The organism is Actinomadura kijaniata, assembly GCF_014138665.1.
Classification (GTDB): domain Bacteria; phylum Actinomycetota; class Actinomycetes; order Streptosporangiales; family Streptosporangiaceae; genus Spirillospora; species Spirillospora kijaniata.
In genome coordinates, this window is sequence record NZ_JACJIA010000009.1 from 138,329 (window position 1) to 165,116 (window position 26,788).

Sequence of the window (26,788 nt, forward strand, 5' to 3'; positions counted from 1 at the left end):
GCTTTGCCCCCACGCGCCCGGCGCCCCCTGTGCGGCCCTTCGTCGTGGGAGCCCGGGATTTTAAGGGTGGGTCAGAGGCCTGATGGGCTGGGTGGGGATTCGCGGCGGGCGGCCTCGTCCGGGCGTTCCTGCGGCTCGGCCGGGCCCTGGAGCAGGGTGGCCAGCAGGGCGTCCCGCTCCTCGTTCTGCTCGCCGCAGATCTCGAACACCTTCGGGTCGGCGTCGGGGTCGCCGATCGTGATCCGGTAGGACGGCAGGTCCGCGCCGATCTCGCCGGGAGACGTGGCGCCGTCGTCCCGCGACAGGCGCTCCACCGCCGCGCGGACCCGGTCGGCCTGCTCCTTCGGCAGCTCGTCGGTGTCGTACTTCGCGACCATCATCTCCGTGCCGGAGAAGCCGCCGGTGCTCTCGATCTTCACGCGCATGGTCACGCCTCCCGCTCGGGCCGGGGTCTCCCGGTCGTCCTGCCCGTCCTCGCGCGGGACGACCGGGAGCGGGGGAGGTTTTTCCTACTTGGTGAAGGCCCGGCGGAGTTCGTCCAGCTCGTTCCGGAGGATGTCCTCGTTGGTGATCTCACCGCGCTGGGCGAGGGTCTGCTCGTCGACGACCCGGTACTCGGGCATCTGCATGGTGCCGCAGCACCGGGAGCGGTCCTGCTCGGCGCGCAGGCTCGCCGAGTTCTCGTCGGGGACGCCGACCTCGGTCACGTCCCTGCTCCCGTCGCCGGTGTAGTCGGCGTCGCTCATCCGCATCCGCCCGCTCATCAGGTCGTCCAGCGGCGTCACGGCCGTGGTGATCTCGCGGACGGCGAAGCGGTTGCGGATGAACGTCCGGTACACCACCGGGTCGCCCTGCCCGGCGGAGATGTGCAGCATCCGGTTGGCGACGTCGACGTAGGTCGCGCCGGTCGCGGGCGCGGCCACGATCGCGTCGAACAGCAGCTTGCACAGCTTCTGCGCCACCTCGATCAGCACCAGCGCCGGGTCCTTGGTACGCCGCTGCCGCTGCGCCTCGAACACGTAGACGTCGGCGAGCACGTCGTAGATCGCCCCGGTGAACACCTGGGAGATCGCGTGGACCTCGTTGCCGACCTCGCTGAGCTTGAGGTCGTTGTCGGCGTTGCGCAGGCCGAACGGGTGGCCGAGGCCGAGGCCGAACTCCTCGGCCATCGCGGGCAGGAACGACCGGTCGTGCAGGTTCGCGCGGGTCATCGCCACCAGCGCCTCGGCCTGGTCGGGCTGCGCCAGCGCCAGGAAGATCGCGGTCAGGTCGCCGAACGCCTCGTGCAGCCCGCCGGTCTGCGGCGGCTGGTTCGCGCCCAGCCAGCCCGGCTTGAGGCCGTCGAGGATGGCGTGGCCCGCCTCGTGCGCGACGATGTCCAGCGACCGGCAGGTCACGATCTCCTGCGTGCCGCCCTGCGGGGTGAACGACAGGAACTTCAGCGCCTTCGCGGTCCGGCTGTAGAACGCGTTCGCGCCCGTCCCCGCGCGCGGGTGGACGCTCAGCCGGTCGGTGTTGCCGCCGACGTTCCAGGCGAACGGGATCGGCTCGCCGCCGTTGTGCCGCTCGTACATCGCCAGGGTCTGCCGCACCACCGCGAACGTGGCCGCGCAGTCGAACTGCGGCGTGTTGGCCTGGAACACGAAGTCGCCGTTGGCGTTGCGGGAGACCGGGGTGACGCCCGGCAGGACGGTGGTGAGGCGCGCGTCGGCGGGGCCGTTCAGCACGACCGTGGGGACGTAGACCACGCGGACGCCGAGCTCGGCGACCGTCGGGTCCTGCTTGTAGATCAGGAAGCGGTGCCCGGTGATCTGGGGCACCGGGACCGGGACCGGGCGCGGCTGCGGGGGAGCGGCGGCGCCCTCGATCCGCAGCGCCGGCGGGAGCAGGCGCGCCCGCTCCTCCGGGACCCGCATCCGCTGCGGCTCGGCGGCCTGGACCTGCGGGACGATGCCGGACACCGCCGCCGCGGTCATCTGCTGGGACTGCACGTCGTGCTGGTGGATCATCGTTGATTCCACCTTCCGTCACCGTGCGTGGGCCTCTGCTGGCCCGACGCGATCGCGGGCGGGCGGCCTCGGGCGCGCTCCGGTCGGGGTGCGCGCGATTCGGGGGCGTCCGGCCGGGTCCGTGGCGATCCCGGTGCCGTGCTCCGCCCTGCGCGCCCACGTTCCGTCCGTCCCGCGGGGGAGTCAACCCGTGGCGCGTTCCACGCGGCGTTTGTCCTCTTCCGGTCGGGCGGCGGCGGGGAGCGCGTTCCGCGCGACCGGACCGAATCGCCCGCCGCCGCGCCGTAGACTCGCACATGATGTCGAAGACCGAAGCTCACCCTCTGCTGGACGGCCTGAACGAGCAGCAGCGCGCCGCCGTCACGCACTCCGGCTCGCCCCTGCTGATCGTCGCCGGCGCGGGCTCGGGCAAGACCCGAGTGCTCACGCACCGCATCGCCCATCTGCTGGCCGAACGCGACGTTCACCCCGGCCAGATCCTGGCGATCACCTTCACCAACAAGGCCGCCGCCGAGATGCGCGAACGCGTCGACGCGCTGGTCGGGCCGCGGTCGCGGGCCATGTGGGTGATGACCTTCCACTCCGCCTGCGTGCGGATCCTGCGCCGGGAGGCGAAGCGGCTGGGGTTCCCCACGAGCTTCTCGATCTACGACCAGGCCGACTCGCAGCGGCTGATGGCGCTGTGCTGCCGGGAGCTGGACCTCGACCCCAAGCGGTACCCGCCCCGGTCGTTCAGCGCCCAGGTGTCGAACCTGAAGAACGAGCTGATCGACTACGAGACGTTCAAGGCCAGGGCCTCCACCCACATGGAGCAGACCCTCGCCCAGGCGTACGAGATGTACCAGGCGCGGCTCCAGCAGGCCGGGGCCATGGACTTCGACGACCTGATCATGCTGACGGTCAACCTGTTCCAGGTCTTCCCCGAGGCCGCCGAGCACTACCGGCGGCGGTTCCGGCACGTCATGGTCGACGAGTACCAGGACACCAACCACGCCCAGTACGAGCTGGTCCGCGAGCTGACCGCGCCGGTCGAGGGCATCGGCCCGGCCGAGCTGTGCGTGGTCGGCGACGCCGACCAGTCGATCTACGCGTTCCGGGGCGCGACGATCCGCAACATCCTGGAGTTCGAGCGCGACTACACCGACGCGACCACGATCCTGCTGGAGCAGAACTACCGCTCCACCCAGACGATCCTGTCGGCCGCCAACGCCGTCATCGAGCGCAACGCCGACCGCAAGCCCAAGCGCCTGTGGTCGGACCAGGGCGAGGGCCACAAGATCACCGGCTATGTGGCCGACAACGAGCATGACGAGGCCGCGTTCGTCGCCGCCGAGGTGGACCGGCTCACCGACGCGGGCGACTGCAAGCCCCGCGACGTGGCGGTCTTCTACCGGACCAACGCCCAGTCGCGCGTGTTCGAGGACGTGTTCAACCGCGTCGGCCTCCCGTACAAGATCGTCGGCGGGCTGCGGTTCTACGACCGCAAGGAGGTCCGCGACCTGCTGGCCTACCTGCGGGTGCTGGCCAACCCCGAGGACACCGTCTCGCTGCGGCGCATCCTGAACGTCCCCAAGCGCGGCATCGGCGACCGGGCCGAGGCGTGCGTGGAGGCGTACGCGTCGCGGGAGCGGATCTCGTTCTGGCAGGCGCTGCGGCGGCCCGAGGACGTGCCGGGCATGGCGACGCGTTCGATCAACGCCGTCCGCGAGTTCGTGGCGCTGCTGGACGAGCTGCGTGAGGTCGCCGAGACCGCCACCCCCGCCGACCTGGTGGACCGGGTGCTGGTACGCAGCGGCTACCTGGCCGAGCTCCAGGAGTCCAAGGACCCGCAGGACGAGACCCGCGTCGAGAACCTCCAGGAGTTCGAGGCGATCGCCCGCGAGTTCGAGGAGCGCCTGGACGGCGAGTCCGCCGAGGGCCGGCTGGTGGAGTTCCTGGAGCAGGTGTCGCTGGTCGCCGACGCCGACTCGATCCCCGGCGGGGCCAAGAGCGGGCCCGTCCCGCCCGGCGAGCAGCCCGAGGAGAACGACGACGGCGTCGTCACGCTGATGACGCTGCACACCGCCAAGGGCCTGGAGTTCCCGGTGGTGTTCCTGACGGGCATGGAGGACGGGGTCTTCCCGCACCTGCGCGCCATGAGCAACCCCAAGGAGCTGGAGGAGGAGCGCCGCCTCGCCTACGTCGGCATCACCCGGGCCCGGCAGCGCCTGTACGTGAGCCGCGCGACGATGCGGTCCTCGTGGGGCGCGCCGCAGGTGAACCCGTCGTCGCGGTTCCTGGGCGAGATGCCGGTGAACCTGGTGGTCTGGGAGCGCGAGGGCGCGTCGCTGAAGACGTCGGCGTCCACGTCGCTGGCGTCGCGGCCGGGCACGCGGGCCGCCGGGGGCAGGCCGGTGCCGACGCTGTCGCCGGGCGACAAGGTCACGCACGACTCGTTCGGGCTGGGCACGGTCGTGACGGTGGACGGCGCGGGCGACCGGGCCGCCGCCAGCATCGACTTCGGCAGCCCGCACGGCGTGAAACGCCTGGTCCTGCGGTACGCACCGGTCGAGAAGCTGTGATGTCCCCGTCCGCCGCGCCCACCCGGGTGCGGCGGACGGGCCCGGTGCGAGCCATCTCTCTTCCCGGTGCCGGAGGGTGCGCGGCGTGGGAGGCGACCTGTACGACCGCGAGGCCCAGCGGCGCATCCGCGCGCTGGTCCCGCACGCCCGGCTGATCGCGGTGCTGCGCGATCCGGTGGAACGCGCCCACTCCAACTGGACGCACCCCGCAACGGCCGTCGTGCCAGGCGATCACCGGATCCTTCACCGCGGTGGCGGCGTCGCCGGGCAGCATGACCCGCCGGTCGCGGGTGTCGAACCGGGCCGGGGCGCCCGCCTCCAGGACCTCCACGCGCCAGTGCTTGGTGCCGTGCGTGGCGCGCACCAGGGCGGGGCGCTCCAGCGACTCGGTGTCCGTCGCGGGACCGGGGGACGGCGCAGCCGGTACGCCAGGTAGATCCGGCCGTCCGCGGCGAACCGTTCCCCATATTCCCTGGTATTCAGGTCGGGGTAATAGGTCGCGGGGTTCCCTCGGGTCTTCCGGGGCGGTGCGCGAGGGAGCCGAGGAAGGCGTCCAGCAGCGCGGCCTGGCGTTCGGGCGGGAAGCGGTCCGGGTCGAACAGCACCTGCACCACCAGGCCGTGCGTGAACGCCGCCGCCGAAGCCGCCAGGTCCTCCACGTCGGCGTCGGGCGGCAGCTCGCCCAGCTCGACGGCCTTCTCCAGGTGCGCGCGGAGCTCGCCACGCCAGCGCTCGTAACGGTCGCGTTCGCGATCGCCCAGGTCCGGGTCGCCCAGCGCGGCGTCCCAGGAGCTCACCCAGACGCGGTTCAGCTCGACGGCCGGGGCGGTGCGCGGCAACACGTCGAGCAGGGTCGTGCGCAGGGCGGGCAGGCCGGGGGCCGGGGGAGCGGGGCGCGATCGGGTGCCGGTGCGTTCCCCGGCGAGGTCGAGGGCGTGCCTGACCAGGGCCCTCTTGGTCGGGAAGTAGTGCGTCAGCAGGCCGGTCGAGGCGTTCATCTCGGCGGCGACGGCGCGCAGCGTCAGGCCGTCGAAGCCGCGGGCGGCCAGCACGCGCCAGACGGCCTCCGAGACGTCGCGGCGGCGGGCGTCGTGATCTCCACGGGCGGGCATGCGGCTAGAGTACGTAACAAACGTTCGGTACGCACCGTGGAGGTCCCCCATGCTCTCTCTCGCGCTGGCCGACGACGCCGAGCTCCGGCCGCTGGAGCCCTGGCGGTCGGCCGAGTTCGCCGCGCACGTCGCGAAGATCCGCGACGAGCTGAAGCCGTGGATCCCGTGGGCGTACGGGGTGGAGGACGAGGCGGCGGCGCGGGCGCTGCTCCAGGACTACGCCGACCGGCAGGCCTCCGACACCGGCCGCCTGTACGGCATCTGGGTGGACGGCGAGCTGGCGGGCGGGACGCTGTTCCGGACGTTCGACGTCCGGCACGGGGTGTGCGAGGTCGGCGTGTGGCTGGGCGCGGCGCACCGGGGCCGGGGCCTGATCACCACGGCGGTCCGGCACATGATCGACTGGGCGTTCGACGTGCGCGGCATGTCCCGCGTGGAGTGGCACTGCGACCCGGGCAACGCGCCCAGCGCCGCCACCGCCGAGCGGCTGGGCTTCACCTGCGAGGGCACGCTGCGCTCGGCGGCCGAGTTCGGCGGGTCCCGCCGGGACTACCAGATCTGGGCGATGCTGGTCGACGAGCGCCCCTGACGCTCAGGAGGCCGCGCGGGCGGGCGCGGTGAGCAGCGCGTGCAGGTGGTCGGCCATCGCGCGGCCGAGCTCGGGGTCGTTCACGTCGGTGTCCGCCTCGCGGATCTCGACCCGGGAGCCCTCCAGCCCGGCGCGCAGCGCGTCGAACAGGGCCCCGTCCGCCGCCGGGTCCCAGTACACGCCGCCCGGCACGTCCAGCGTCGACAGGCCCCGCAGCGGCAGGTAGAGCGCGGTCGGCGCGGTCGCGCCGCGCAGGGCCGCGGCGACGGAGCGGCCCAGCGCGGCGCACTCGGCCGCCGTCGTCCGCACGACCGTCACCGAGGCGTTGTGGACGTGGACGCGCCGGTGCCGCAGCCGGTCCGGCACCGACGGCCCGAACTTGGCCATGTCCAGCGCCCCCACGCTGACCACCTGCGGGAGGCCCGCGCGGACCGCGGCGGTCAGCCGTTCCGGCCCGGCGCGGCCCACCCCGCCCAGATGGGCCGTGGACACCTCCAGCAGCGTGGCGTCCAGCGTCCCGGCCAGCGCGCCGTCGGCCGCCATCGCCGCGAACGAGCGCCCGCCCGCCCCGCTGGCGTGGAAGACCAGCACCTCGTAGCCGAGGGCGGTCAGGCGGTCGCGCGCCGCGTCCACGCCGCGCGTCGTCACGCCCGCCATCGTCGCGCCGACCAGCGGCCGGTCCCCGCGCGGGACGGGCCGCCCCGCCGCGTACCCGGCGGCCATCCCGGCGATGGCGTCGGCGGCGTTGGCCAGCACCCGCGCGGAGATCCGGTTGATGCCCGCCACGTCCACCACGCTGTACATGAGCGTGAGGTCGCTGTCGCCGACGTAGGGCGACACGTCGCCGGACGCCATGCTCGACACCATCAGCTTGGGGACGCCGACCGGCAGCGCCCGCATCGCCGTCGTGGACAGCGCCGAGTTGCCGCTGCCGCCCACCGACAGCACCCCGTGCAGCCGTCCCTCCGCGTGCAGCCGCCGCAGGACCTCGGCGGCCCCCCGCGCCATCGCCGTCACCGCCGCGCCCCGGTCCCGCAGCGCGCCCGGCATGACCCCGGCGGCCCGCGCCACCTCCTCGCGCGGGACGTCCGGGACGACGCGCGGCGCGTCCAGCGTCCCGGTGTCCACCAGCACGACCCGCACGCCCCGCGCGCGCAACCGGTCGCGCAGCCAGCCGTACTCCGCGCCCTTCGTGTCGAGCGTTCCAAGAAGCACCACCACAGGCATGTCCCTCACTGTCGGCGGACGCACCGTGGGCGGACAAGCGCCGGAGACGTGTGATTCGTCTGGCCGTGGGGCGTTTCGGGCTAACGGGGGTGGTCGGTCGGAAAAGCCGGAAGTGGGACGGCTAGAGTCAGCGTCGTTCTTCTTTTATCCCTTACATCCCCCGGGAGCCCCCCATGTCGGCCGAGACCGTCGTCATGCTCCTGCTGGCCGCCGTCGGAGCGGGTTGGGTGGACGCGGTCGTCGGTGGCGGAGGGCTCCTGCAACTCCCCGCGCTGATGCTGGCGTTCCCCGGCCAGCCGGTGGCCGCGCTGGCCACCAACAAGGTCGCCTCGATCGCCGGGACCACCTCGGCCTCGATCGCCTACCTCCGCAAAACCAAGATCGACAAGGAGGTCGCGCTGCCCGGCGCCGGGCTGGCCGTCGCCTGCTCGGCCGGGGGCGCGCTGTGCGCCTCCGCGATCTCCTCCGAGGTGCTCAAACCGCTGGTCATGGTGGTGTTGCTGGCGGTCGCCGCCATCGTGGTGCTGCGCCCCGACCTCGGCCGCGCCCCCCGCGTGGTGCTGCGCACCCGCCGCCGCACCGCCGCCGCCGTCCTGACCCCCGGCGTCGCCATCGCCTTCTACGACGGGCTGGTCGGGCCCGGTACCGGAACGTTCCTGGTCCTCGCCTTCACCACCCTGCTGGGCAGCGACTTCGTCACCGCCTCCGCCAACTCGAAGATCATCAACGCCAGCACCAACCTCGGCGCGCTGCTGGTGTTCGCCGCCCAGGGCGAGGTCCTGTGGGCGATCGGCCTGGCCATGGCCGTCTGCAACGCCGTCGGGGCCCAGCTCGGCGCGCACATGGCGATCAGCCGGGGCGCGGGCTTCGTCCGCGTGGTCCTGCTGGTCGTGGTGGCCGCCCTCGTCGTGAAGATGGGCTACGAGCAGTTCGGCTAGCGGCATCCCCGCCGCCGTGGCGGGTAGGTGGGGCGCATGTGGCTACGAGCTGTGGTGAACGGAACGGGCGCGGGCCTCGTCGGCGTCCTGGTGATGACCGCCGCCGAGAGGCTGGAGCAGCGCCGCACCGGGCGGCCCGACTCCCACGTTCCGGGCCGGACCCTGCTCCGGCTGGCCGGACTGCCCGAACGGCCCGGCCGGCAGCCGGTGGCGGCGAACCTGGCGATGCACGTGGGGCAGGGCGTGCTGCTGGGCTCGGTCCGCGGCGTGATGGCGGCGGCGGGCCTGCGCGGCCCGTGGGCGTCGGCGATGTTCTGGGCGCTGCGGCTGACCAACGACCAGATCCTGGAGAACGCCACGGGAGTGGGCGCGCCCCCGTGGACCTGGCCGCGCCGGGAGCTGGCGGTGGACCTGGCGCACAAGGCGGTGTACGCGTTCACCACCGGACTGGTCGCCGACGCGCTGGCCGCCCGTGAAGGCCCCGGTCCCGGCCGGCGCCACGCGAACCTGCGGGCGGGCCGCCACGAGAACGTCGGACCGATCCCCCGCTGAGAGGAGAACGAGGTGGCATCCGGGAGACGGGCGGCGGCCGGGCCGTCGTGCGACGCCGCCGCGCTGGCCCGCGCCCACGGCGTCTTCAACGTGCTGGGCGGGGCCTGGCCGCTGGTGAGCATGCGCAGCTTCGAGTGGGTGTTCGGGCCCAAGGAGGACGAGTGGCTGGAGCAGACCGTCGCCGGGCTGCTGGTCGCGGCGGGCTGGTCGCAGCTGCGCGCCGGTGACTCGGCCGCCGGACGGGAGCACGCGCGCCGCGTCGGCGTGGGCACGGCGGCCACGCTGCTGGCCATCGACCTGATCCACGTCCCGCGCGGCCGGCTCCGCTGGACGTACCCGCTGGACGGGGCCATGGAGGCGGCGTGGCTGCTGGCCTGGTGGCGCACGCGCGAGCGGCGCGCGGACGGGGCGCGGCGCTAGGGCGCCGGGACCGGCAGCGGCCTCTCCAGCGCCGTCAGCGTCAGCAGCACCAGCGACGCCGTCCACCCCAGCGGCGCGACCGCCGCCTGCCGGCCGTTCTCGTCCACCTTCTCGGGCAGCACGCCCAGCGTCGTGCGGTGCCGCGCCAGCCAGTCCAGCCGCGACCGGGCCTCCCCGTCGCGCCCCGACGCCGCCGCCGACAGCGCGAACAGCGCCATCTCCGGCGTCCAGGCGATCTTCTTGTTGCCCGACCAGTACTCGCCGGGCAGCACCCCGCCGTTGGGCAGCGCCTGCTTGCGCGCCGCCCGCGCGCACGCCTCGGCGACCCCCGGGTCCGGCGGCCCGAACGGCGGCCCCAGGAACGTCACCGACGTGTCCATCCACCCGCCCCGCAGCGGCGACCTCGGGTAGCCCAGCGGCGCGAAGTCCCGCGCCGTCGCGCCCGCCAGCCGTTGCGCGGCCGCCCGCCACCGCGCCGCCTCCGCGGGCCGCCCGGTGTCCCGCGCGAACGTCGCCGCCGCCCGCAGCCCCGCCAGCACCGGCCCGACCACGCCCAGCGTCGCCCGGTCCGGGACCTGCTCGCTGCCCGGCGACCGCTCCCAGTAGTCCGGCGACGGCGGCGGCAGCCCGTCCCGGCCCAGCGACCGCGCCAGCCGGTCGGCGGCCCGCCGCACCATCGGCCACAGCTCCGGCGTCGCGGCGGCGGCCTCCGGGTCCTGCGTCCGGAAGAACCAGGTCGCCCACAGCACCCAGCCCAGCGCGTCCGACTGCGGGGGGCGCCCGTCGGTGACCGCCGACCCGTCGGCGTGGTACCGCGCCGCCCACCGGCCGTCCGCGCTCTGCACCCCGGCCAGGAACCGCAGCACCCGCCGGGCCTCCGGCCGGTGCCCGGTCGCCGTGAACGCCGCCGCCGCGAACGCCGAGTCACGCGGCCAGGAGTACCGCCACGCCCCGTACCAGGACGCCAGCGACGCGCCGTTCGGGCGGGTCAGCAGCCGCAGGTCCAGCAGTGCCCGCGCCGCCATGTCCCGGTACGGCCCCGGGACCGCGACCGGCTCCGGCCGCGGCGACACCACCGGCGGCCCCACCGGGCTCGTCGCCTGCGGGTGCGGGCGGGGCCGCGGCGGGGGCGGGGCGGGCAGGTCCGCGCCGGGGACCGTCCCGCGCGCCAGCCACGCCTGGTCCGAACGCACCGCCGCCGCCACCCGGGGGTCGTGCGCCGCCACCGTGATCGCCCTCTCCCCGCCGAGCGGCACCAGCCGCACCCGCCCGTCGCGCAGCCGCACCGCGGAGCTGCCCGGCAGGTAGGCCGCGCCGTCGGCGTCGGCGGGCGGCAGCGGCTCCCCGGCGAACGGCCATCCGCCGCCGCCGACCAGCCCCGGGCTGGCCCAGGGCGGCCCGCCGCGCTGCGGCATCGTCGCCCCGCACATCGCCACCAGCGCCGCGACCAGCAGCAGCACGGCGGTCCGGCTCACCCGCAGCAGCCGGCCGTGCCCGCGCGGCGCCGGTCCGTCGTTCACCTCGGTGTCTCCCCCTCATTTCCCCCTCGTCGCCCCAAGTACAGCAAACGCCGCCAAGCCGGACGTCCTCCCTGGATCGGAAATGGATCTCCACCTTCCGGTGGAGCGAAACTCCCATCGAAGGCCAAGGTGGGATGTTCCCGGCGGTGGACGGTCCGTCACCGCCCCGGAGAGGGTCGTTCCGCTCACTACCTGCACCCGGTCGCCGAGTCACACCTGGCGAGGGGCTAGGCTGCATCGACGGAGCGGACCGCAGAGTGGCGGCCGCACGGCTCCCCGTGCCACCCCCACTCGTGTGGTCATTGGCTGTCGATCCGTTAAGGACGCCCTCGTGGACCTGTTCGAACATCAGGCGAAGGAACTCTTCGCCGAGTACGGGGTACCGGTGCCCACCGGCAAGGTCGCCCGTACTCCCCAGGAAGCGCGCGCCATCGCGGAGGAGCTGTTCTCCGCGGGCAGCAAGAAGGTCGTCGTCAAGGCCCAGGTGAAGACCGGTGGCCGCGGCAAGGCCGGCGGCGTGAAGCTCGCCGACAACGCCGACGAGGCCGAGGCCCTCGCCGGCCAGATCCTCGGCATGGACATCAAGGGCCACACGGTCCACAAGGTCCTGATCGAGGAGGGCTCGGCGATCGCGCAGGAGTACTACTTCTCCTTCCTGCTCGACCGCGCCAACCGCACCTTCCTCTCCATCTGCTCCGTCGAGGGCGGCGTGGAGATCGAGGAGGTGCCGCACGACCGGCTGGCGATGGTGCCGGTCTCGCCGCTGACGGGCGTGGACCGCGCCGCCGCGCGCTCGATCGCCGAGCAGGGCCGCCTGCCCGAGGAGGCGCTGGACGGCGCCGCCGAGATCATCGAGCGGCTGTGGGCCGTGTTCACCGACGAGGACGCCACCCTCGTCGAGGTGAACCCGATGATCCTCACCGCCGACGGCGAGGTGAAGGCGCTCGACGGCAAGGTCTCCCTCGACGACAACGCCGCGTTCCGCCAGGAGCACGACCAGCTCGAGGACAAGGCCAGCGCCGACCCGCTGGAGGCCGCGGCCAAGGCCAAGGACCTCAACTACGTCAAGCTCGACGGCAGCGTCGGCATCATCGGCAACGGCGCGGGCCTGGTCATGTCCACCCTGGACGTGGTCTCCTACGCCGGCGAGGAGTTCGGCGGCCAGAAGCCCGCCAACTTCCTGGACATCGGCGGCGGCGCGTCGGCCGAGGTCATGGCCGACTCCCTGGAGATCGTGCTGTCGGACGCCGACGTGAAGTCGGTGTTCGTCAACGTCTTCGGCGGCATCACCGCCTGTGACGCGGTCGCCAACGGCATCGTCGCCGCCTACAAGCTGCTGGCGGACCGCGGCGAGACCGTCAACCGCCCGCTGGTGGTGCGCCTGGACGGCAACAACGCCGAGCTGGGCCGCCAGATCCTGACCGACGCGGGCCTGTCCGGCGTCCAGCAGGTCGACACGATGGACGAAGCGGCCAAGCGCGCCGCCGAACTCGCCGCGGCAGGTGCATGAGCATGGCTATCTGGCTCACCGAGAACAGCAAGATCATCGTCCAGGGCATGACCGGCTCGGAGGGCATGAAGCACTCCCGCCGCATGCTGGCCTCCGGCGCGCAGGTCGTCGGCGGCGTCAACGCCCGCAAGGCGGGCACCGAGGTCGACTTCGACGGCACGGTCCTGCCGGTGTTCGGCACCGTCAAGGAGGCCATGGAGAAGACCGGCGCGGACGTGTCGGTGGTCTTCGTCCCGCCGAAGTTCACCAAGGACGCCGTGGTCGAGGCGGTCGACGCCGAGATCCCGCTGTGCGTGGTGATCACCGAGGGCATCCCGGTGCACGACACCGCCTACTTCTGGGCCTACGCGGGCGAGAAGGGCAACAGGACCCGCGTCATCGGTCCGAACTGCCCCGGCATCGCCTCCCCGGGCAAGTCGAACGCCGGCATCATCCCGGCCGACATCACCAACCCCGGCCGCATCGGCCTGGTCTCCAAGTCGGGCACGCTGACGTACCAGATGATGTACGAGCTGCGCGACATCGGCTTCTCCACCTGCGTGGGCATCGGCGGTGACCCGATCATCGGCACCACCCACATCGACGCCCTGAAGGCGTTCCAGGAGGACCCGGAGACCGACGCCATCGTCATGATCGGCGAGATCGGCGGCGACGCCGAGGAGCGTGCCGCGGCCTACATCGCCGAGCACGTGACCAAGCCGGTCGTCGGCTACGTCGCGGGCTTCACCGCCCCCGAGGGCAAGACGATGGGCCACGCCGGCGCGATCGTCTCCGGCTCGTCCGGCACCGCCGAGGCGAAGAAGGAGGCGCTGGAGAAGGTCGGCGTCCGCGTGGGCAAGACCCCGAGCGAGACCGCCCGCCTGATGCGCGAGATCATGCAGAACCTCTGACGTTCCGCACTCCGAAAGAGGCCCGAACCGGTGACCGGTTCGGGCCTCTTTCGGTGTTGGCACCCGCGTGGGGGATCTTCTACCCGCCGTTCGGATCGTCACACCTGGGGCTCGTGGTGCGCCGGGTTCACTTCCCGCCGGTGCTCCAGAAGCGGTAGGCGTGATCCCGGACGAAGTCGGCGCGCTTCCAGGTCCCGGAGGTCAGGGACTGCACGTGCCAGCCGCGCGGGCCGCGGTCGCGCAGCCGGGGCCAGGCCGTCTCGCCGCCGCCATCGGGGTCGCCGGTGGCGGCGAAGCGGACCCAGGCGCCGATCATCCGGTCGCCGAGGGCGGCCTGCTCCCTCGTCGGCCTCTCGAACAGGGCCAGGTCGAACAGGTACGGCAGCTCGGCCATGTGCTGGGCGGCGGCCGGGAAGCTCGGCGCGGGGTAGCCCGCGTACCAGGGGGTCTTCCGCTCGGCGAACTCGTACATCCGGGTCGGGGTCCGGCGGGACAGCGCGCGGGCGGTGTCCAGGGTCGGCGCGGACCAGGCCGCGTCGGTCCGCACCCTCGCCAGCGTCTGCCCGGCTGAGGCGCCGAGGGGGTAGCGCCTGAGCACGGCGTCGGCCCTGCCGCCGTACTCCTTCCTGACGGCGGGCTCGTAGGCGCCGGCGGGCATGGGCTTGCCGGTGGCGAGTTCCTGCCCGAGGACCATGCCGTTCTCCTCGTCGTGGTTGACGCCGACGAGGACGGGGACGCGGTGGAAGCGGCCGGTGCGCAGGGCCCGGTCGACCGGGAGCGGCAGGGCGGGCGTGCCGCTGACCGGGCGCGGCTCGCGGGCGGAGCCGTAGACCCTCAGCAGCGTCTCGACCGGGACCTCGCGCAGGCAGCGGGCCACGTCGGCGGCGGTGGCGCAGCCCACCTCCGCGTGGCCGACGACCTTGGCGCTCTCGGCGTCGGCCGCGGCGCGGGTGCGGGAGGCGCTGCCCGGGGTGAGGCAGGGCGCGCTCTGGACGATCGCCTTCTGGAACAGCCCGGCGGAGGCCGGTGAGGCCAGATGGCCGCAGACGGCGAAGCCGCCGCCGGACTCGCCCATGATCGTGACGTTGCGGGGGTCGCCGCCGAACGCCCCGGCGTTCCGGCGCACCCAGCGCAGCGCGGCGCGCTGGTCGTCCAGGGCGAGGGCGCCGGACTCCGGCAGGGACGGGTGGGTCAGGAAGCTCGTGACGCCCAGGCGGTAGTTCATCGACACGACCACGGCGCCGCCCGCCGCGAGCCGGTCGGGGCCGTACAGGTCGCCCATCCCGAACATCATGCTGCCGCCGTGGATCCACACGACCACCGGCAGCCCCTTCCGCGCGCCGACGGGCGCGGTGACGTTGACGTTGAGGCAGTCCTCGTCGGTGCTGGGCTTGCCGATCGGGTATCCGGCGGGCTGGGCGCACACCTTGCCGGGCCGGGTGGCGTCCCGCACGCCGGTCCACGCGGCGGCCGGGCGCGGCGCGGCGAAACGGGCGGCGGTGGCGTAGGGGATGCCCTGGAACGACCGCGTCTTCGGGCCGACCGTGCCGCGCACGGCGCCCTGGGAGGTGACCGCGACCGACGGGTCGGGGGACGCGCGGGCGGCCGGTGCGAACGTGGCGAGCAGCGCGAGCCCCAGGCCCGCGGCGGCGGTCTTCTTCATGTCCCTCATCCCTGTCGATCAAGCGATGCGAGGACCGTAACAACGTTTTGCACGATCGTGCAAGACGATCGCGCAAAACGTTCGCGTAAGGCGTTCGTGCAAATCCCTTGGTAGGGTGCCGCGCATGGGAAACCGCGAGGACCTGCTCGCGGGCGCCAAGCGGTGCCTGCGCGAGAAGGGCTACGACCGCACCAGCGTCCGGGACATCGCCGCCGAGGCGGGCGTGAGCACCGCCGCGATCGGCTACCACTACGGGTCGCGCGAGGCGCTGCTCACCCAGGCCCTGTTCGACCTGCTGGACGAGTGGGGCGACAGCCTCGGTCGCGCGCTCGCGCCCGCCGCCGACGGCGACGCGGTCCGGGGCTTCGCGCGCATGTGGGACGGGCTCGTCGAGCAGTTCCGCGAGCACCCCGACCTGTGGCTGGCCACGGTGGAGCTGTTCCTCCAGGCGCGGCGGCAGCCCGAGCTGCGCCCCCGGCTGGTCGAGGGGTTCGCCGAGGGGCGGCGCGGCATGGCCGCGATCCTGCGGAGCGTGCCGGAGGAGGAGGTCCCCGACCGCGACGCCCGCGCGCTCGGCATGGTCCAGATGGCGCTGATGTCGGGCGTGATGATCCAGAGCCTCGGCGACCCGGCGAACGCGCCCACCGCCGCCGAGGTGCTGGCGGGACTGCGGGCCCTGGCGGAGCTCGCCGGGCCCTGACGGCCCCGGGCGGACCCGGGATGGGGGATGACAAAGGCGACACGCCGGGCGTGGGGCGGCGTTCGCGGGTCTCCCGGGTGCCAGCATGGGCGTGTGAGCGATGCATCCCCTGGACAGCGTGTGACGCCGGAACGAGCCGGAGCGGGCGGAGCCGGGGGGTCCGCGGCCGCGCGGCCGCTGCTGGTGACGGGGCTGGCCGGGGCGCTGTGGTGCGTGGGGATCGGCCTGGTCGTGCTCACCACGGTCACGCTGGTCGGGTGGGTCGCCGCCCCGCGCACCGCTCTCGGCGCGGGCCTGCCCGGGGTGTTCCGCACCGCGATCAACTTCTGGCTGGTGGCGCACCACGCCGGGTTCGCCGGGCCGTCCGGGCGGGTCGGGCTGCTGCCGCTCGGGCTGCTGGTGCTGCCCGGCGCGCTGCTGTACCGCAGCGGCGGCTGGATGATCCGCGCGGCCGGGGTGCCGCGCCGCACCCGGGTCGGGGTGCTGCACGTCGCGGTGGCGCTGGCCGCGCCGTACGCGGCGCTGGCCGGGCTGCTGGCGCTGGCGGCCACCACGCCGGCCGTGCGCCCCTCGGCGTGGCAGGCGCTGCTGGCCTGCTTCGTGACCGCCCTGGTCGCCGGGGGGCTGGGCGCGGCGCGGGCGCTGGTCGCCTCGCGGGGCAAGCGGGTCCGCTCCGGGCTGGGCGCGCTGCTGAACCTGCTGCCGCCGCGGCCCCGCTCGCTGGTCGTCGGGGTCGCCGGGGCGACGGCGACGCTGCTGGCCTGCGGCGCGCTGCTGGTCGGCGCGTCGCTGGCGCTGCACCTGCCCGAGGCCGGCCGGCTCTACGACATCCTCGCGCCCGGCGCGGTGGGCGGGACCCTGCTGTTCCTGATCCAGCTCGCGTACCTGCCGAACGCCGTCGTCTGGGGCATGGCCTACGCCGTCGGCCCCGGCTTCTCGGTGGGGGCCGGCACCAGCGTGTCGGCGACCGGGGTGATCCTCGACACGGTCCCCTCGCTGCCGATGCTGGCCGCGCTGCCCGACCCGGGGCCCGCGCCGCTGCCGTCGCTGGTGGCGCTGCTCGCGCCGTTCCTGGCGGGCGCGGTCGGCGGGGTCCTGACCGTGCGGGCGCTGCCCAGCCCGGTGTACGAGGGCGCGCCGGTGTGGGGGTTCGTGACCGGCCTGCTCACCGGCGGGGTGGCGGCGCTGCTGGCGGCGCTGTCGGGCGGCCCGCTGGGCGGCGCGCGGCTGGCCACCATGGGGCCGTCGGCCTGGCAGGTCGGGATGATGGCCGCGCTGGAGGTGGGGATCTCCGCGGCGGTCGCGGCGTGGCTGGCGAACTGGACGATCCTGCGGCGCTCGGTGGTCGAGGGACCGGCCGCCCCGCCGTCCCCGAGGAGGGCCGGGGCCAAGACCACGGCGAAGACGGGGACGAAGACGGGGGCCAAGGCCGAGGCGCCCGCCCCGCGGCCCGAGCCCGCCGCCGAGACCACCGCCCCGAAGAAGGAGGCTCCGGCCCCCGCGCCGCGCCGCAGCGCGCCGCACGCCGCCGACGCGATGCTGTTCGAGGAGGCCGAGCCGGTGCTCACGCCCCGCCGCCGCAAGGCGAAGGGCAACGAGGACCCGCTGCCCGAGCTGATCGAGGAGGAGACGCCCTGCCCCACCCCGGAGGCCAGGGCCGAGCCCGAACCCGCGCCCGAGCCCGAACCGGCGCCCGAACCCGCCCCCGAACCCGAGGAGCGGCTGCGGCCCCTCCCGCCGCCCCGGGAGTCCGGACGCACCGAGAACCGGGGCGGCGCGATCTACGTCCTGCGGGACGAGCCCCCTCGTGACTAGGACCTGTTCCAAAGGGGCCCCGGTCCGCGCACGCGAACGCGTGACCTGACCGGCGGGCCCGACGTCGGAGGCGAGGGCCCATAGGTCAGATCGCGAAGCGATGCCGTGCTCGCCAAGTCCTGGTGGGGCGCGACCCCTCCGGGCGAGCGCCGTAGGCCGGGGTCTTGAAACACCGCCGAGCTCCTGCCGCGAAGCGGGCCCCGGCCGCGCACGCGAGCGCGCTGCCTGACCCGCGGGCCGACGCCGTAGGCGGGGGTCCGCGGGTCAGGGCTTGGGAGCGCGGACTAGGAGGGGCGGCCGACGTCGGGCACCGAGCCCTTCGGGAGGTTGAACTTGCGCTCCAGGTCCGAACGGAACCGGTCCCAGCACGCCTGCTCGTCGCTGATGGTGTTGGCCTTGTCGCGGCACTGCGTGTAGCGGGCGTTCTCCGACCACGTCAGCAGGGAGAACAGCAGCAGCGGCGTGGCCAGCGCCAGCGTCACCGCGCCCAGCGTGATCCCGGCGGTCGCGCCGCCCGGCGTCAGCGCCGCCATCCGCCGCGCGCTGCGCCGCGCCCTGATCCCCACGATCAGGGCGGCCACGGCCAGCCCCAGTGCCAGCGGGAACGCCGTCGGCAGCAGCATCAGCGCCAGGGAGCCGATCCCGAGCCACAGTGCCCGCTTTCCGGTCTGCTGCGGGTTTTCCGGGGACTTCGCGGGCGGCCGTCCGCCGATCTCGGGACGGCCGGGCGTCTCCACGCGGTCTCCGGCCTCGGGACGGGAACCGTTCCCCGGCCCCTGCGGGTCGCTCACTGTCGCTCCGTTCCTCGTCGCGGCCGGTCCGTGCGGACCGGCCCGGTGGTGTCGATTCATACGGGCCGAGCAGGGCCGATAGGCTTTGCCCGGAACCCGCCCGGCGCGCACGTCGCCGCCGGGGCCGTCAACCCCACACCCCTAACGTCCACCAGGGAGTCATGGTGTCCGCCCGGCTCGTCGTCCTCGTCTCCGGAGCGGGGACCAACCTTCAGGCGCTGCTCGACGCGTGCGCGGATCCAGCCTACGGTGCCCAGGTCGTCGCCGTCGGAGCCGACCGGGACGGGATCGCCGGACTGGAGCGCGCCGAACGCGCCGGGCTGCCCACGTTCGTCGCGCGCGTCCCCGACTTCGCGACCCGCGAGGAATGGGACGCGGCGCTGGCCGACGCGGTCGCGGAGCACGCCCCCGACCTGGTGGTGTCCGCCGGGTTCATGAAGATCCTCGGGCCGCGGTTCCTGGCGCGGTTCGGGGGCCGTACCGTCAACACGCATCCGGCGCTGCTGCCGTCCTTCCCTGGCGCGCACGCCGTCCGCGACGCCCTGGCGTACGGCGTCAAGGTGACGGGATGTACCGTGCACTTCGTCGACGAAGGCGTGGACACCGGACCCGTCATCGCCCAGGAGACCGTCAGGGTCGGCTGGCATGACGACGAAGACTCCCTGCACGAGAAGATCAAGCAGGTGGAGCGCCGGCTCCTCGTCGACGTCGTCGGCCGGCTGGCGCGCGACGGCTGGACCACCCGGGGCAGGCGGGTCTCCATGAAATGCAGGACCTGCGACAGTTCGGCCGAACATGAGGGGAGCTCGACCGGTGAGTCGGGTCGCGATTAAGCGTGCGCTGATCAGCGTTTACGACAAGACGGGGCTGGAGGACCTGGCCCGGGGCCTGCACGAGGCCGGCGTGGAGATCGTCTCCACCGGCTCCACGGCGGGCCGGATCGCCTCCGCCGGGGTTCCGGTGATGAAGGTCGAGAAGCTCACCGGGTTCCCCGAGTGCCTGGACGGCCGGGTCAAGACGCTGCACCCCAAGGTGCACGCGGGCCTGCTGGCCGACCGCCGCAAGGAGGACCACGTCCAGCAGCTCCAGGACCTGGACGTCGAGCCGTTCGACCTGGTCGTGGTGAACCTGTACCCGTTCACCCGGACCGTCGACTCGGGCGCCCGGCCCGACGAGTGCGTCGAGCAGATCGACATCGGCGGGCCGACCATGGTCCGCGCCGCCGCCAAGAACCACGCCAGCGTCGCCGTCGTGGTGTCCCCGGACGCCTACGGGACGGTGCTGGACGCCGCCCGCGCGGGCGGCTTCACCCTGGAGGAGCGGCGCCGGCTGGCCGCCGCCGCGTTCTCCCACACCGCCTCCTACGACGTGGCCGTGGCGTCCTGGTTCGCCTCCACCTACGCGCCCGACGAGACCGCCGCCGAGGCCCGCTGGCCCGACTTCCTGGGCGCGACCTGGGAGCGGTCGAACGTGCTGCGCTACGGCGAGAACCCGCACCAGCGCGCCGCCCTCTACACCGACGGCTCGGGCGGCGGGCTGGCCGGGGCCGAGCAGCTGCACGGCAAGGAGATGTCGTATAACAACTACGTCGACGCCGACGCGGCGCGACGCGCCGCCCACGACTTCGCCGAGCCCGCCGTCGCGATCATCAAGCACGCCAACCCGTGCGGCATCGCCGTCGGCGCGGACGTCGCCGAGGCGCACCGCAAGGCCCACGCCTGCGACCCGGTGTCGGCGTACGGCGGCGTGATCGCCGTGAACCGCCCCGTCACCGCCGCGATGGCCGCCCAGGTCGCCGAGGTGTTCACCGAGGTGCTGGTCGCGCCCGGCTTCGAGGACGAGGCGCTGGAGATCCTCACCCGCAAGAAGAACATCCGCCTGCTGGTGTGCCCCGAGGGCCCCGCGAGCGACACCGAGTACCGGCGTGTCGACGGCGGCCTGCTGCTCCAGACCGTGGACCGCGTGGACGCCCCCGGCGACGACCCCTCCGCCTGGGAGCTGAAGGCCGGGCCGGCCGCCGACGAGGCGACCCTCGCGGACCTGGCGTTCGCGTGGCGGGCGTGCCGTTCGGTCAAGTCGAACGCGATCCTGCTCGCCCACGACGGCGGCACCACCGGCGTCGGCATGGGCCAGGTCAACCGGGTCGACTCGGCGCGCCTGGCCGTGTCCCGGGCCGGGGCCGAGCGCGCCGCGGCCTCGGTGGGAGCGTCGGACGCGTTCTTCCCGTTCCCCGACGGCCTGGAGGTGCTGACCGAGGCCGGGGTCCGCGCGATCGTGGAGCCGGGCGGCTCGGTCAACGACGACAAGGTCATCGAGGCCGCCGAGAGGGCCGGGGTCACCCTGTACTTCACGGGCGTGCGGCACTTCTTCCACTGATCCGCCGCCGACGGACGACGCCGGGCCGGTCCCTCCCGGAGGGGCCGGGCCCGGCATGGTCCGAACGGGTGGTTTTGAGGATCTTGGGAAGTTTTACGTTTTCGCGTTGGTACCCTCGGCCAGGTCATGCGTCATTGGTCCGCCCTTGACCAAGCGCGACCCCCGACACACCGCTCGCCCTCCGCCGCGAGCCCCCATCCGCGAACGCTCACGGAGAGCCCATGGACGTCCTGGTGACGCTGCTGCTGACCATCACCACCCAGACCACCGCCCTGCTGATGGAGGGGCGCCAGCTCATCGGCCTGGCCGCCGCGATCATCCTCGCGATGATGGCCGGCCAGCTGGGCTGGAAGGGCACCGACCGCGTCATCGCCTGGCGGCAGCGCCCCGACCAGGACTGACCGGACCCGCCGCGAGCCTCGCCCGCAGGGCCGCGCGCGCCTCGGGCCACTCGGTGTCGATCATCGAGTAGACGGCGGTGTCCCGCAGGGAGCCGTCGGGACGGATGCGGTGCCGGCGGTGGATCCCCTCGAACCGCGCCCCCAGGCGCTCGATCGCCCGGCGCGAGCGCTCGTTCCGCGCGTGGGTGTGCCAGGTCACCCGGATCGCGCCCAGCTCGTCGAACGCCCGTTCCAGCAACAGCAGCTTGGCCTCGGTGTTGACGCCCGTGCGGTGCCAGCGGGAGCCCAGCCAGGTGTGGCCGATCGCGACCCCCCGGTGCTCGGGGGTCACGTCGTAGTACGACGTCACGCCCGCCACCTCGCCGGTCACCGCGTCCACCTGCGCCCACGGAACCTGCCGACGCGCCCGGTGGGCGGTCAGCGCCTTCTCCACCAGCGCGCGCGACCCGGCGACATCGGCCGGCCGCACCTCGTTCAGCCACGTCCACACGCCGGGGTCCCGGCCCGCCTCGAACAGCCCCTCCGCGTGGTCCGGGGTGAGGGGCTCCAGCCGCACATGACGGCCGAAGAGCGCAGGACGCTCGTACCAGGCATCACTCATGCGATGGAACGTTAGGCCAGGCCAGAGCCCCTCTGTCAGGGCCACTTCCGGAGGTTTCTCGGAAACCACCGCGCATGACCCGCCACGCACGCGAGCGCGTCCGTAGGCTGAGGCAGGGGGCCGAAGCCGGAGGCGAGGCCCCCTGCGGAAGATCGCGAAGCGATGCAGCGCTCGCCCGCGGAGCGGTCAGCCCCGGAGCGCTCCGCGCGGAGGGGCTGGGCCGTAGAGCACAATAAACTCGCAACGCGACTGGCGCGATCAAGGTGGGGCACCACCGGGGAGCGAAGGACAGTCCGGACACCGCGCGCCTGGGTGACCGGCGACGTCGGCCGGGGCCTGCCCCGGCGGGATCAGCGCGGAGGTAGTTCATGACGGCACGCATTCTCGACGGCAAGGCGACGGCGGCGGAGATCCGGGCCCAGATCGCCGAACGGGTCCAGGCGCTGCGCACCCGGGGCGTCCGGGTCGGGCTCGGGACCGTCCTGGTCGGCGACGACCCCGGCAGCCACGCCTACGTGAACATGAAGCACCGCGACTGCGCCGAGGTCGGCATCGAGAGCATCCGCCGCGACCTTCCCGAGAACGCCAGCCAGGAGGACGTCGAGCGCGCCGTCGCCGAGCTGAACGCCGACCCGGCCTGCACCGGCTACATCGTCCAGCTGCCGCTGCCCAAGGGCCTGGACGAGATGCGCGTGCTGGAGCGCATCGACCCGGCCAAGGACGCCGACGGCCTCCACCCGGTCAGCCTCGGGCGGCTCGTCCTCATGGAGGAGGCCCCGCTGCCCTGCACCCCCAAGGGGATCGTGGCGCTGCTGCGGCGGTTCGACGTCCCGCTGAAGGGCGCCGAGGTCACCGTGATCGGGCGCGGCGTCACCGTCGGGCGGCCGCTCGGCCTGCTGCTGACGCGGCGCAGCGAGAACGCCACCGTCACCCTCTGCCACACCGGCACCCGGGACCTGGCCGCGCACGTCCGCGCCGCCGACATCGTCGTCGCCGCCGCCGGGGTGCCCGGCCTGATCACCGCGGACATGGTCAAGCCCGGCGCGGCCGTGCTCGACGTGGGCGTGTCCCGCGTGGACGGCAGGCTCGCCGGGGACGTCGCCGACGACGTCCGCGAGGTCGCCGGGTGGGTCGCGCCCAACCCCGGCGGCGTCGGGCCCATGACCCGCGCCATGCTGCTGGCCAACGTCGTCGAGGCCGCCGAGCGCGCCGCCGGGATCTGAGCCACGGCCGAGCCCGGGCGGGGAACGGTGGGCGCCCCGCCCGGGTGCTTCCCGGAGGCCCGTGCGCTGCCCTGACCGAGCCTCCGGGTCACATCCTTCGCCGGTCTGGTGACCCCGGCCACGCACGCGAGCGCGACCGAAGGTCTGCCACAGGGGGCCGAAGCCGGAGGCGAGGCCCCCTGTGGCAGATCGCGAAGCGATGCAGCGCTCGCCCGCTTTTCGGCCGGTTCCCGAGCCCCCGGGCGAGGGGTTCGGGCCGGAAGGCCATAAGTAGGGCCTCAGCTCGCCCGGCGGCCCGCCGCGGTCGTCGGACGCGTGACATGCCCGGGGTGGCCTCCCGCGGCGGGGTGTCCCGGGCGGCGGATCTCGCCCGGGGGGCGGCCGTCCACCGGACGGCTGTTCTGCTGCGGGACGTGGACCGGCGGCAGCGGCCGGACCAGCCCCATCGCGATGACCTCGTTGGCCAGGCGGGTGCGCCGGTTGGCGCCTTCGGGGATGCGGAACTTCTGGTACAGACGCAGCAGGTGCTGCTTGACGGCCGCCTCGGTCACCACGAGATCAGCGGCGATCTCCCGGGCCGTGGCGGGCGCGACGAACGCCTCGTCGGACAGGGCGGGTCGGCAGAGCGAGGTCAGCACGTCGACCTCGCGGCGGGTCAGTTCGGGAGCCACGGCACGCCGCAGCTCGACGTCGGGATCGACCTCCTCGCGGGGGATTCCCCCCATCCGGACGCGCGCCGTGCCGAAGCTGACGACGTCACCGTCCTCCAGGACGCGTCGGGCGATCGGCCGGCCGTTGACACGGGTCCCGTTCCGGGACAGTCCCATGTCGACGACGTACACGTACGGGCCGCGCCGAACGATTTCTGCGTGCAAACGGGACACACTCGGGTCGTCGAGACGGATGTCGACTCCTCGGCCTCGGCCGACCGTTGTGACGTCGGGGCGCAGCGGCATGACCAGCCCGCTGTCCTCGATGCGCATGAACGGCCCCTCCACGGCAGTCCTCCCAGCTAGTTAGCGACCCCTGTCTGCCGGGTTACCCGGGCGGGCCGTCGCCACACCCGCCTACCGGTGAGTAACACCGAGGCCACCGGGGCGCCCGCCGCCTCGTGCGCCCGGCTCGCCCGCCTCGTCCGGGTCTCGCCGCCCCCGGCTTCCACTAACGTGGAGGGTGGAGGATTGCGAGCGGAACGAGGCGACCACCCGACGAGGAGCCATGAGCGCACAACTGCACCGGCGACGGCGGCAGGCCCCCCGAGGCCGCCACGCCACGCCCCACTGGCTGGGGCGGCTGCCGTACCTGATCGTGCTGTGCGGCGTGGCCGGCGGGCTGGCGCTGTGCGCGTTCGACTACTTCCGCAAGGGTTCGAGCCTCATCGCCGCCGCGGTCCTGTTCGGGGCGCTGGCGCGACTGGTGCTGCCGCCGAGCCAGGTCGGGATGCTGGAGACCCGCAAGAAGTGGCTCGACGTCGCGACCATGGCGTTCTTCGCCGTCGCGATCGCCGTGGTGGCCTGGACCGTCCCCGGCGACAAGTAACGCGGGACCCGCGCCGCCGGGCCGCCCGGCGGGCGCTCCCCGCGGCGGTGGGACGTGGCCTGGGCACCAGATATCTTGATATCGAGCAATAACGCCGCAGTGATGTGAGGGAGTGTCCGGTTGACCGACTCGACGATTATCTACACGCACACCGACGAGGCCCCGCTCCTGGCGACCTATTCGTTCCTTCCGGTGGTCCAGGCGTACGCCTCGACCGCCGGGGTGAAGGTGGAGACCCGGGACATCTCCCTCGCCGGACGGATCATCGCCTCCTTCCCCGAGCACCTGAAGGAGGGACAGCGCATCGGTGACGCCCTGGCCGAGCTGGGAGAGCTCGCCGAGACCCCGGGCGCCAACATCATCAAGCTGCCCAACATCTCCGCCTCCATCCCGCAGCTCAAGGCCGCGGTCGCCGAGCTCCAGAAGCAGGGCTACGCGCTGCCGGACTACCCCGACGAGCCCGCGACCGACGAGGAGCGCGAGATCCGCGCCCGCTACGACAAGGTCAAGGGCAGCGCGGTCAACCCGGTGCTGCGGCAGGGCAACTCCGACCGGCGCGCCCCGGCCGCCGTCAAGCAGTACGCCCGCAACCACCCGCACCGCATGGGCGCCTGGTCGGCCGACTCCAAGACCAACGTGGCCACCATGGGCGCGGGCGACTTCCGCTCCAGCGAGAAGTCCACGGTCGCCGGCTCCGACGGCGCCCTGCGCATCGAGCTGGTGGGCGCCGACGGCTCGGTCACCACGCTGCGCGAGTCGGTGCCCGTGCTCGCCGGCGAGGTGCTGGACGCCTCGGTGATGCGAGTATCGGAGCTGCGCGGGTTCCTGGCCGAGCAGGTCGCCCGCGCCAAGGCCGAGGGCGTGCTGTTCTCGGTGCACCTGAAGGCCACCATGATGAAGGTCTCCGACCCGATCATCTTCGGCCACGTGGTGCGCGCGTTCTTCCCGAAGACCTTCGAGAAGTACGGCCAGACGCTGGCCAAGGCCGGGCTGTCGCCCAACGACGGCCTCGGCGCGATCCTCGGCGGCCTGGACGGGCTGCCCGAGGGGGCCGAGATCAAGGCCTCGTTCGAGGCCGAGCTGGCCGAGGGGCCGGAGCTGGCCATGGTCGACTCCGACCGCGGCATCACCAACCTGCACGTGCCCAGCGACGTCATCGTGGACGCCTCCATGCCCGCGATGATCCGCACCTCCGGGCACATGTGGGGCCCCGACGGCCAGGAGCACGACGCCCTGGCGGTCATCCCCGACTCCAGCTACTCGGGCGTCTACCAGGCCGTCATCGACGACTGCCGCGCCAACGGCGCCTACGACCCGGCGACCATGGGCTCGGTGCCCAACGTCGGCCTGATGGCGCAGAAGGCCGAGGAGTACGGCAGCCACGACAAGACCTTCGAGGCGCCCGCCGACGGCACCGTGCGGGTCGTGGACGAGGCCGGCAACACCGTCCTGGAGCAGCCGGTCTCCGCCGGCGACATCTTCCGGATGTGCCAGACCAGGGACCTGCCGATCCGCGACTGGGTCAAGCTGGCCGTCACCCGCGCCCGCCTGACCGGCGACCCGGCCGTGTTCTGGCTGGACGCCGACCGGGCGCACGACGCGGTGCTGATCGAGAAGGTCGAGAAGTACCTCGCCGAGCACGACACCTCGGGCCTGACCATCGAGATCATGTCCCCGGTGGAGGCCGCGAAGTTCTCCCTGGAGCGCATCCGGCGCGGCGAGAACACCATCTCGGTCACCGGCAACGTGCTGCGCGACTACCTGACCGACCTGTTCCCGATCCTGGAGCTGGGCACCAGCGCCAAGATGCTGTCGATCGTCCCGCTGATGGCGGGCGGCGGCCTGTTCGAGACGGGCGCGGGCGGCTCGGCGCCCAAGCACGTCCAGCAGCTGGTCAAGGAGAACTACCTGCGCTGGGACAGCCTGGGCGAGTTCTTCGCGCTGGCGGCGAGCTTCGAGCACCTGGCCCGGGCGACCGGGAACGCGCGGGCGCAGCTGCTGGCCGACACGCTGGACCGTGCCACCGCCACGTTCCTCAACGAGAACAAGTCGCCGACCCGGCGCCTGGGCGGCATCGACAACCGCGGCAGCCACTTCTACCTGGCCCTGTACTGGGCGCGGGAGCTGGCCGCGCAGGGCGAGGACGCCGAGCTGGCGGCGGCGTTCGGCCCGCTGGCGCAGGCCCTGGCCGAGGGGGAGCAGGCGATCGTGGACGAGCTGCTGGCCGTGCAGGGCTCCCCGGTGGACCTGGGCGGCTACTACCGTCCCGACCCGGAGAAGGCCACGGCGGTCATGCGCCCGTCGGCCACGTTCAACAACGCCCTCGCGATCCTGAACGGCTAGCGAAGGCA

At 73.7% G+C, this 26,788-nt stretch carries 25 protein-coding genes and 1 riboswitch; of the genes, 16 read left to right on the plus strand and 9 right to left on the minus strand.

The window, feature by feature from the left end:
• Window positions 1–71: 71 nt before the first annotated feature.
• Together HNR61_RS30330 and HNR61_RS30335 are read right to left on the minus strand one after the other, a co-directional pair.
• Window positions 72–425 carry a protealysin inhibitor emfourin gene (locus HNR61_RS30330; RefSeq protein ID WP_182846579.1) on the minus strand — a complete coding sequence of 118 codons (354 nt, stop codon included), beginning with the start codon at window positions 423–425 and terminating at the stop codon, window positions 72–74.
• An 84-nt stretch (window positions 426–509) separates the two neighbouring features.
• Complete coding sequence (locus HNR61_RS30335) at window positions 510–2,009, minus strand: gluzincin family metallopeptidase (RefSeq protein WP_182846580.1); 1,500 nt, start codon at window positions 2,007–2,009, stop codon at window positions 510–512.
• A gap of 299 nt (window positions 2,010–2,308) precedes the next feature.
• Here HNR61_RS30335 and pcrA point away from each other — a divergent pair, with 299 nt between their 5' ends.
• Both pcrA and HNR61_RS48375 read left to right on the plus strand, forming a co-directional pair.
• Window positions 2,309–4,570: a DNA helicase PcrA gene (gene pcrA / locus HNR61_RS30340; RefSeq protein WP_182846581.1), complete on the plus strand. Its 2,262-nt coding sequence runs from the start codon at window positions 2,309–2,311 to the stop codon at window positions 4,568–4,570.
• Window positions 4,571–4,655: 85 nt separating this feature from the next.
• Window positions 4,656–5,006, plus strand: coding sequence for a hypothetical protein (locus HNR61_RS48375; protein WP_246443974.1), 351 nt, complete (start codon window positions 4,656–4,658; stop codon window positions 5,004–5,006).
• 43 nt (window positions 5,007–5,049) lie between these two features.
• On the opposite strand, the gene HNR61_RS30350 is transcribed toward HNR61_RS48375, so the two are convergent.
• Window positions 5,050–5,682 carry a TetR/AcrR family transcriptional regulator gene (locus HNR61_RS30350; protein ID WP_182846582.1) on the minus strand — a complete coding sequence of 211 codons (633 nt, stop codon included), beginning with the start codon at window positions 5,680–5,682 and terminating at the stop codon, window positions 5,050–5,052.
• A 49-nt stretch (window positions 5,683–5,731) separates the two neighbouring features.
• On the opposite strand from HNR61_RS30350, the gene HNR61_RS30355 reads away from it, so the two are divergent.
• A complete protein-coding gene (locus tag HNR61_RS30355) occupies window positions 5,732–6,271 on the plus strand; it encodes a GNAT family N-acetyltransferase (RefSeq protein WP_182846583.1) in 540 nt (179 codons plus the stop codon).
• Window positions 6,272–6,274: 3 nt separating this feature from the next.
• Here the strand turns inward: HNR61_RS30355 and HNR61_RS30360 are convergent, their stop codons facing one another.
• A complete protein-coding gene (locus HNR61_RS30360; RefSeq protein ID WP_182846584.1) occupies window positions 6,275–7,498 on the minus strand; it encodes a Tm-1-like ATP-binding domain-containing protein in 1,224 nt (407 codons plus the stop codon).
• A gap of 173 nt (window positions 7,499–7,671) precedes the next feature.
• On the opposite strand from HNR61_RS30360, the gene HNR61_RS30365 reads away from it, so the two are divergent.
• The 3 genes from HNR61_RS30365 to HNR61_RS30375 are packed head-to-tail and all read left to right on the plus strand — an operon-like array spanning window position 7,672 to window position 9,408.
• On the plus strand, window positions 7,672–8,436 hold the full coding sequence (locus HNR61_RS30365; protein WP_182846585.1) for a TSUP family transporter: 765 nt from the start codon (window positions 7,672–7,674) through the stop codon (window positions 8,434–8,436).
• 36 nt (window positions 8,437–8,472) lie between these two features.
• Entirely contained in the window at window positions 8,473–8,988 is a 516-nt protein-coding gene (locus tag HNR61_RS30370) for a hypothetical protein (protein ID WP_182846586.1), read from the plus strand.
• Between the two features lie 12 nt (window positions 8,989–9,000).
• Complete coding sequence (locus tag HNR61_RS30375) at window positions 9,001–9,408, plus strand: hypothetical protein (RefSeq protein ID WP_182846587.1); 408 nt, start codon at window positions 9,001–9,003, stop codon at window positions 9,406–9,408.
• Here HNR61_RS30375 and HNR61_RS30380 read toward each other — a convergent pair.
• On the minus strand, window positions 9,405–10,928 hold the full coding sequence (locus HNR61_RS30380) for a glycoside hydrolase family 15 protein (RefSeq protein ID WP_312898165.1): 1,524 nt from the start codon (window positions 10,926–10,928) through the stop codon (window positions 9,405–9,407). The two genes, HNR61_RS30375 and HNR61_RS30380, sit on opposite strands and share 4 nt — an antisense overlap.
• 331 nt (window positions 10,929–11,259) lie before the next feature.
• Here HNR61_RS30380 and sucC point away from each other — a divergent pair, with 331 nt between their 5' ends.
• Complete coding sequence (gene sucC / locus HNR61_RS30385) at window positions 11,260–12,438, plus strand: ADP-forming succinate--CoA ligase subunit beta (RefSeq protein ID WP_182846588.1); 1,179 nt, start codon at window positions 11,260–11,262, stop codon at window positions 12,436–12,438.
• A gap of 2 nt (window positions 12,439–12,440) precedes the next feature.
• The gene (sucD, locus tag HNR61_RS30390; RefSeq protein ID WP_182846589.1) at window positions 12,441–13,328 is read left to right on the plus strand and encodes a succinate--CoA ligase subunit alpha; all 888 of its coding nucleotides are present in this window, start codon (window positions 12,441–12,443) and stop codon (window positions 13,326–13,328) included.
• 127 nt (window positions 13,329–13,455) lie between these two features.
• Here the strand turns inward: sucD and HNR61_RS30395 are convergent, their stop codons facing one another.
• Entirely contained in the window at window positions 13,456–14,991 is a 1,536-nt protein-coding gene (locus HNR61_RS30395) for a carboxylesterase/lipase family protein (protein WP_182846590.1), read from the minus strand.
• A gap of 124 nt (window positions 14,992–15,115) precedes the next feature.
• Here HNR61_RS30395 and HNR61_RS30400 point away from each other — a divergent pair, with 124 nt between their 5' ends.
• Both HNR61_RS30400 and HNR61_RS30405 read left to right on the plus strand, forming a co-directional pair.
• A complete protein-coding gene (locus tag HNR61_RS30400) occupies window positions 15,116–15,691 on the plus strand; it encodes a TetR/AcrR family transcriptional regulator (RefSeq protein ID WP_182846591.1) in 576 nt (191 codons plus the stop codon).
• Window positions 15,692–15,811: 120 nt separating this feature from the next.
• Complete coding sequence (locus HNR61_RS30405) at window positions 15,812–17,506, plus strand: cell division protein PerM (protein ID WP_312898166.1); 1,695 nt, start codon at window positions 15,812–15,814, stop codon at window positions 17,504–17,506.
• Between the two features lie 284 nt (window positions 17,507–17,790).
• Here HNR61_RS30405 and HNR61_RS30410 read toward each other — a convergent pair whose 3' ends face one another.
• On the minus strand, window positions 17,791–18,297 hold the full coding sequence (locus HNR61_RS30410; RefSeq protein WP_067823887.1) for a hypothetical protein: 507 nt from the start codon (window positions 18,295–18,297) through the stop codon (window positions 17,791–17,793).
• Between the two features lie 161 nt (window positions 18,298–18,458).
• On the opposite strand from HNR61_RS30410, the gene purN reads away from it, so the two are divergent.
• From purN to HNR61_RS30425, 3 genes are all read left to right on the plus strand, one after another.
• Window positions 18,459–19,130: a phosphoribosylglycinamide formyltransferase gene (purN, locus tag HNR61_RS30415; protein WP_182846592.1), complete on the plus strand. Its 672-nt coding sequence runs from the start codon at window positions 18,459–18,461 to the stop codon at window positions 19,128–19,130.
• A complete protein-coding gene (gene purH / locus HNR61_RS30420; RefSeq protein WP_312898167.1) occupies window positions 19,111–20,673 on the plus strand; it encodes a bifunctional phosphoribosylaminoimidazolecarboxamide formyltransferase/IMP cyclohydrolase in 1,563 nt (520 codons plus the stop codon). Before purN ends, purH begins: the two co-directional genes overlap by 20 nt.
• A gap of 221 nt (window positions 20,674–20,894) precedes the next feature.
• Window positions 20,895–21,074, plus strand: a complete 180-nt coding sequence (locus HNR61_RS30425; RefSeq protein WP_067823897.1) for a hypothetical protein — start codon at window positions 20,895–20,897, stop codon at window positions 21,072–21,074.
• On the opposite strand, the gene HNR61_RS30430 is transcribed toward HNR61_RS30425, so the two are convergent.
• Window positions 21,040–21,675, minus strand: coding sequence for a GNAT family N-acetyltransferase (locus tag HNR61_RS30430; RefSeq protein ID WP_182846594.1), 636 nt, complete (start codon window positions 21,673–21,675; stop codon window positions 21,040–21,042). The genes HNR61_RS30425 and HNR61_RS30430 overlap by 35 nt on opposite strands.
• Before the next feature lie 235 nt (window positions 21,676–21,910).
• Window positions 21,911–21,996, plus strand: a riboswitch (ZMP/ZTP riboswitch).
• A gap of 47 nt (window positions 21,997–22,043) precedes the next feature.
• On the opposite strand from HNR61_RS30430, the gene HNR61_RS30435 reads away from it, so the two are divergent.
• Entirely contained in the window at window positions 22,044–22,898 is an 855-nt protein-coding gene (locus HNR61_RS30435; RefSeq protein WP_182846595.1) for a bifunctional methylenetetrahydrofolate dehydrogenase/methenyltetrahydrofolate cyclohydrolase, read from the plus strand.
• Window positions 22,899–23,176: 278 nt separating this feature from the next.
• On the opposite strand, the gene HNR61_RS30440 is transcribed toward HNR61_RS30435, so the two are convergent.
• Complete coding sequence (locus HNR61_RS30440) at window positions 23,177–23,896, minus strand: FHA domain-containing protein (RefSeq protein WP_067823906.1); 720 nt, start codon at window positions 23,894–23,896, stop codon at window positions 23,177–23,179.
• A 220-nt stretch (window positions 23,897–24,116) separates the two neighbouring features.
• On the opposite strand from HNR61_RS30440, the gene HNR61_RS30445 reads away from it, so the two are divergent.
• Complete coding sequence (locus tag HNR61_RS30445; RefSeq protein ID WP_182846596.1) at window positions 24,117–24,437, plus strand: DUF3017 domain-containing protein; 321 nt, start codon at window positions 24,117–24,119, stop codon at window positions 24,435–24,437.
• Window positions 24,438–24,557: 120 nt separating this feature from the next.
• Window positions 24,558–26,780 carry an NADP-dependent isocitrate dehydrogenase gene (locus tag HNR61_RS30450; RefSeq protein WP_182846597.1) on the plus strand — a complete coding sequence of 741 codons (2,223 nt, stop codon included), beginning with the start codon at window positions 24,558–24,560 and terminating at the stop codon, window positions 26,778–26,780.
• Window positions 26,781–26,788 lie beyond the last annotated feature (8 nt).

Coding starts and splice junctions, on each gene's coding strand:
- HNR61_RS30330 (WP_182846579.1), bottom strand. CDS start 425: ATGCGCGTGAAGATCGAGAGCACCGGCGGCTTCTCCGGCACGGAGATG.
- HNR61_RS30335 (WP_182846580.1), bottom strand. CDS start 2,009: ATGATCCACCAGCACGACGTGCAGTCCCAGCAGATGACCGCGGCGGCG.
- pcrA (WP_182846581.1), top strand. CDS start 2,309: ATGTCGAAGACCGAAGCTCACCCTCTGCTGGACGGCCTGAACGAGCAG.
- HNR61_RS30350 (WP_182846582.1), bottom strand. CDS start 5,682: ATGCCCGCCCGTGGAGATCACGACGCCCGCCGCCGCGACGTCTCGGAG.
- HNR61_RS30355 (WP_182846583.1), top strand. CDS start 5,732: ATGCTCTCTCTCGCGCTGGCCGACGACGCCGAGCTCCGGCCGCTGGAG.
- HNR61_RS30360 (WP_182846584.1), bottom strand. CDS start 7,498: ATGCCTGTGGTGGTGCTTCTTGGAACGCTCGACACGAAGGGCGCGGAG.
- HNR61_RS30365 (WP_182846585.1), top strand. CDS start 7,672: ATGTCGGCCGAGACCGTCGTCATGCTCCTGCTGGCCGCCGTCGGAGCG.
- HNR61_RS30370 (WP_182846586.1), top strand. CDS start 8,473: ATGTGGCTACGAGCTGTGGTGAACGGAACGGGCGCGGGCCTCGTCGGC.
- sucD (WP_182846589.1), top strand. CDS start 12,441: ATGGCTATCTGGCTCACCGAGAACAGCAAGATCATCGTCCAGGGCATG.
- HNR61_RS30395 (WP_182846590.1), bottom strand. CDS start 14,991: ATGAAGAAGACCGCCGCCGCGGGCCTGGGGCTCGCGCTGCTCGCCACG.
- HNR61_RS30400 (WP_182846591.1), top strand. CDS start 15,116: ATGGGAAACCGCGAGGACCTGCTCGCGGGCGCCAAGCGGTGCCTGCGC.
- purN (WP_182846592.1), top strand. CDS start 18,459: ATGGTGTCCGCCCGGCTCGTCGTCCTCGTCTCCGGAGCGGGGACCAAC.
- HNR61_RS30425 (WP_067823897.1), top strand. CDS start 20,895: ATGGACGTCCTGGTGACGCTGCTGCTGACCATCACCACCCAGACCACC.
- HNR61_RS30430 (WP_182846594.1), bottom strand. CDS start 21,675: ATGAGTGATGCCTGGTACGAGCGTCCTGCGCTCTTCGGCCGTCATGTG.
- HNR61_RS30435 (WP_182846595.1), top strand. CDS start 22,044: ATGACGGCACGCATTCTCGACGGCAAGGCGACGGCGGCGGAGATCCGG.
- HNR61_RS30445 (WP_182846596.1), top strand. CDS start 24,117: ATGAGCGCACAACTGCACCGGCGACGGCGGCAGGCCCCCCGAGGCCGC.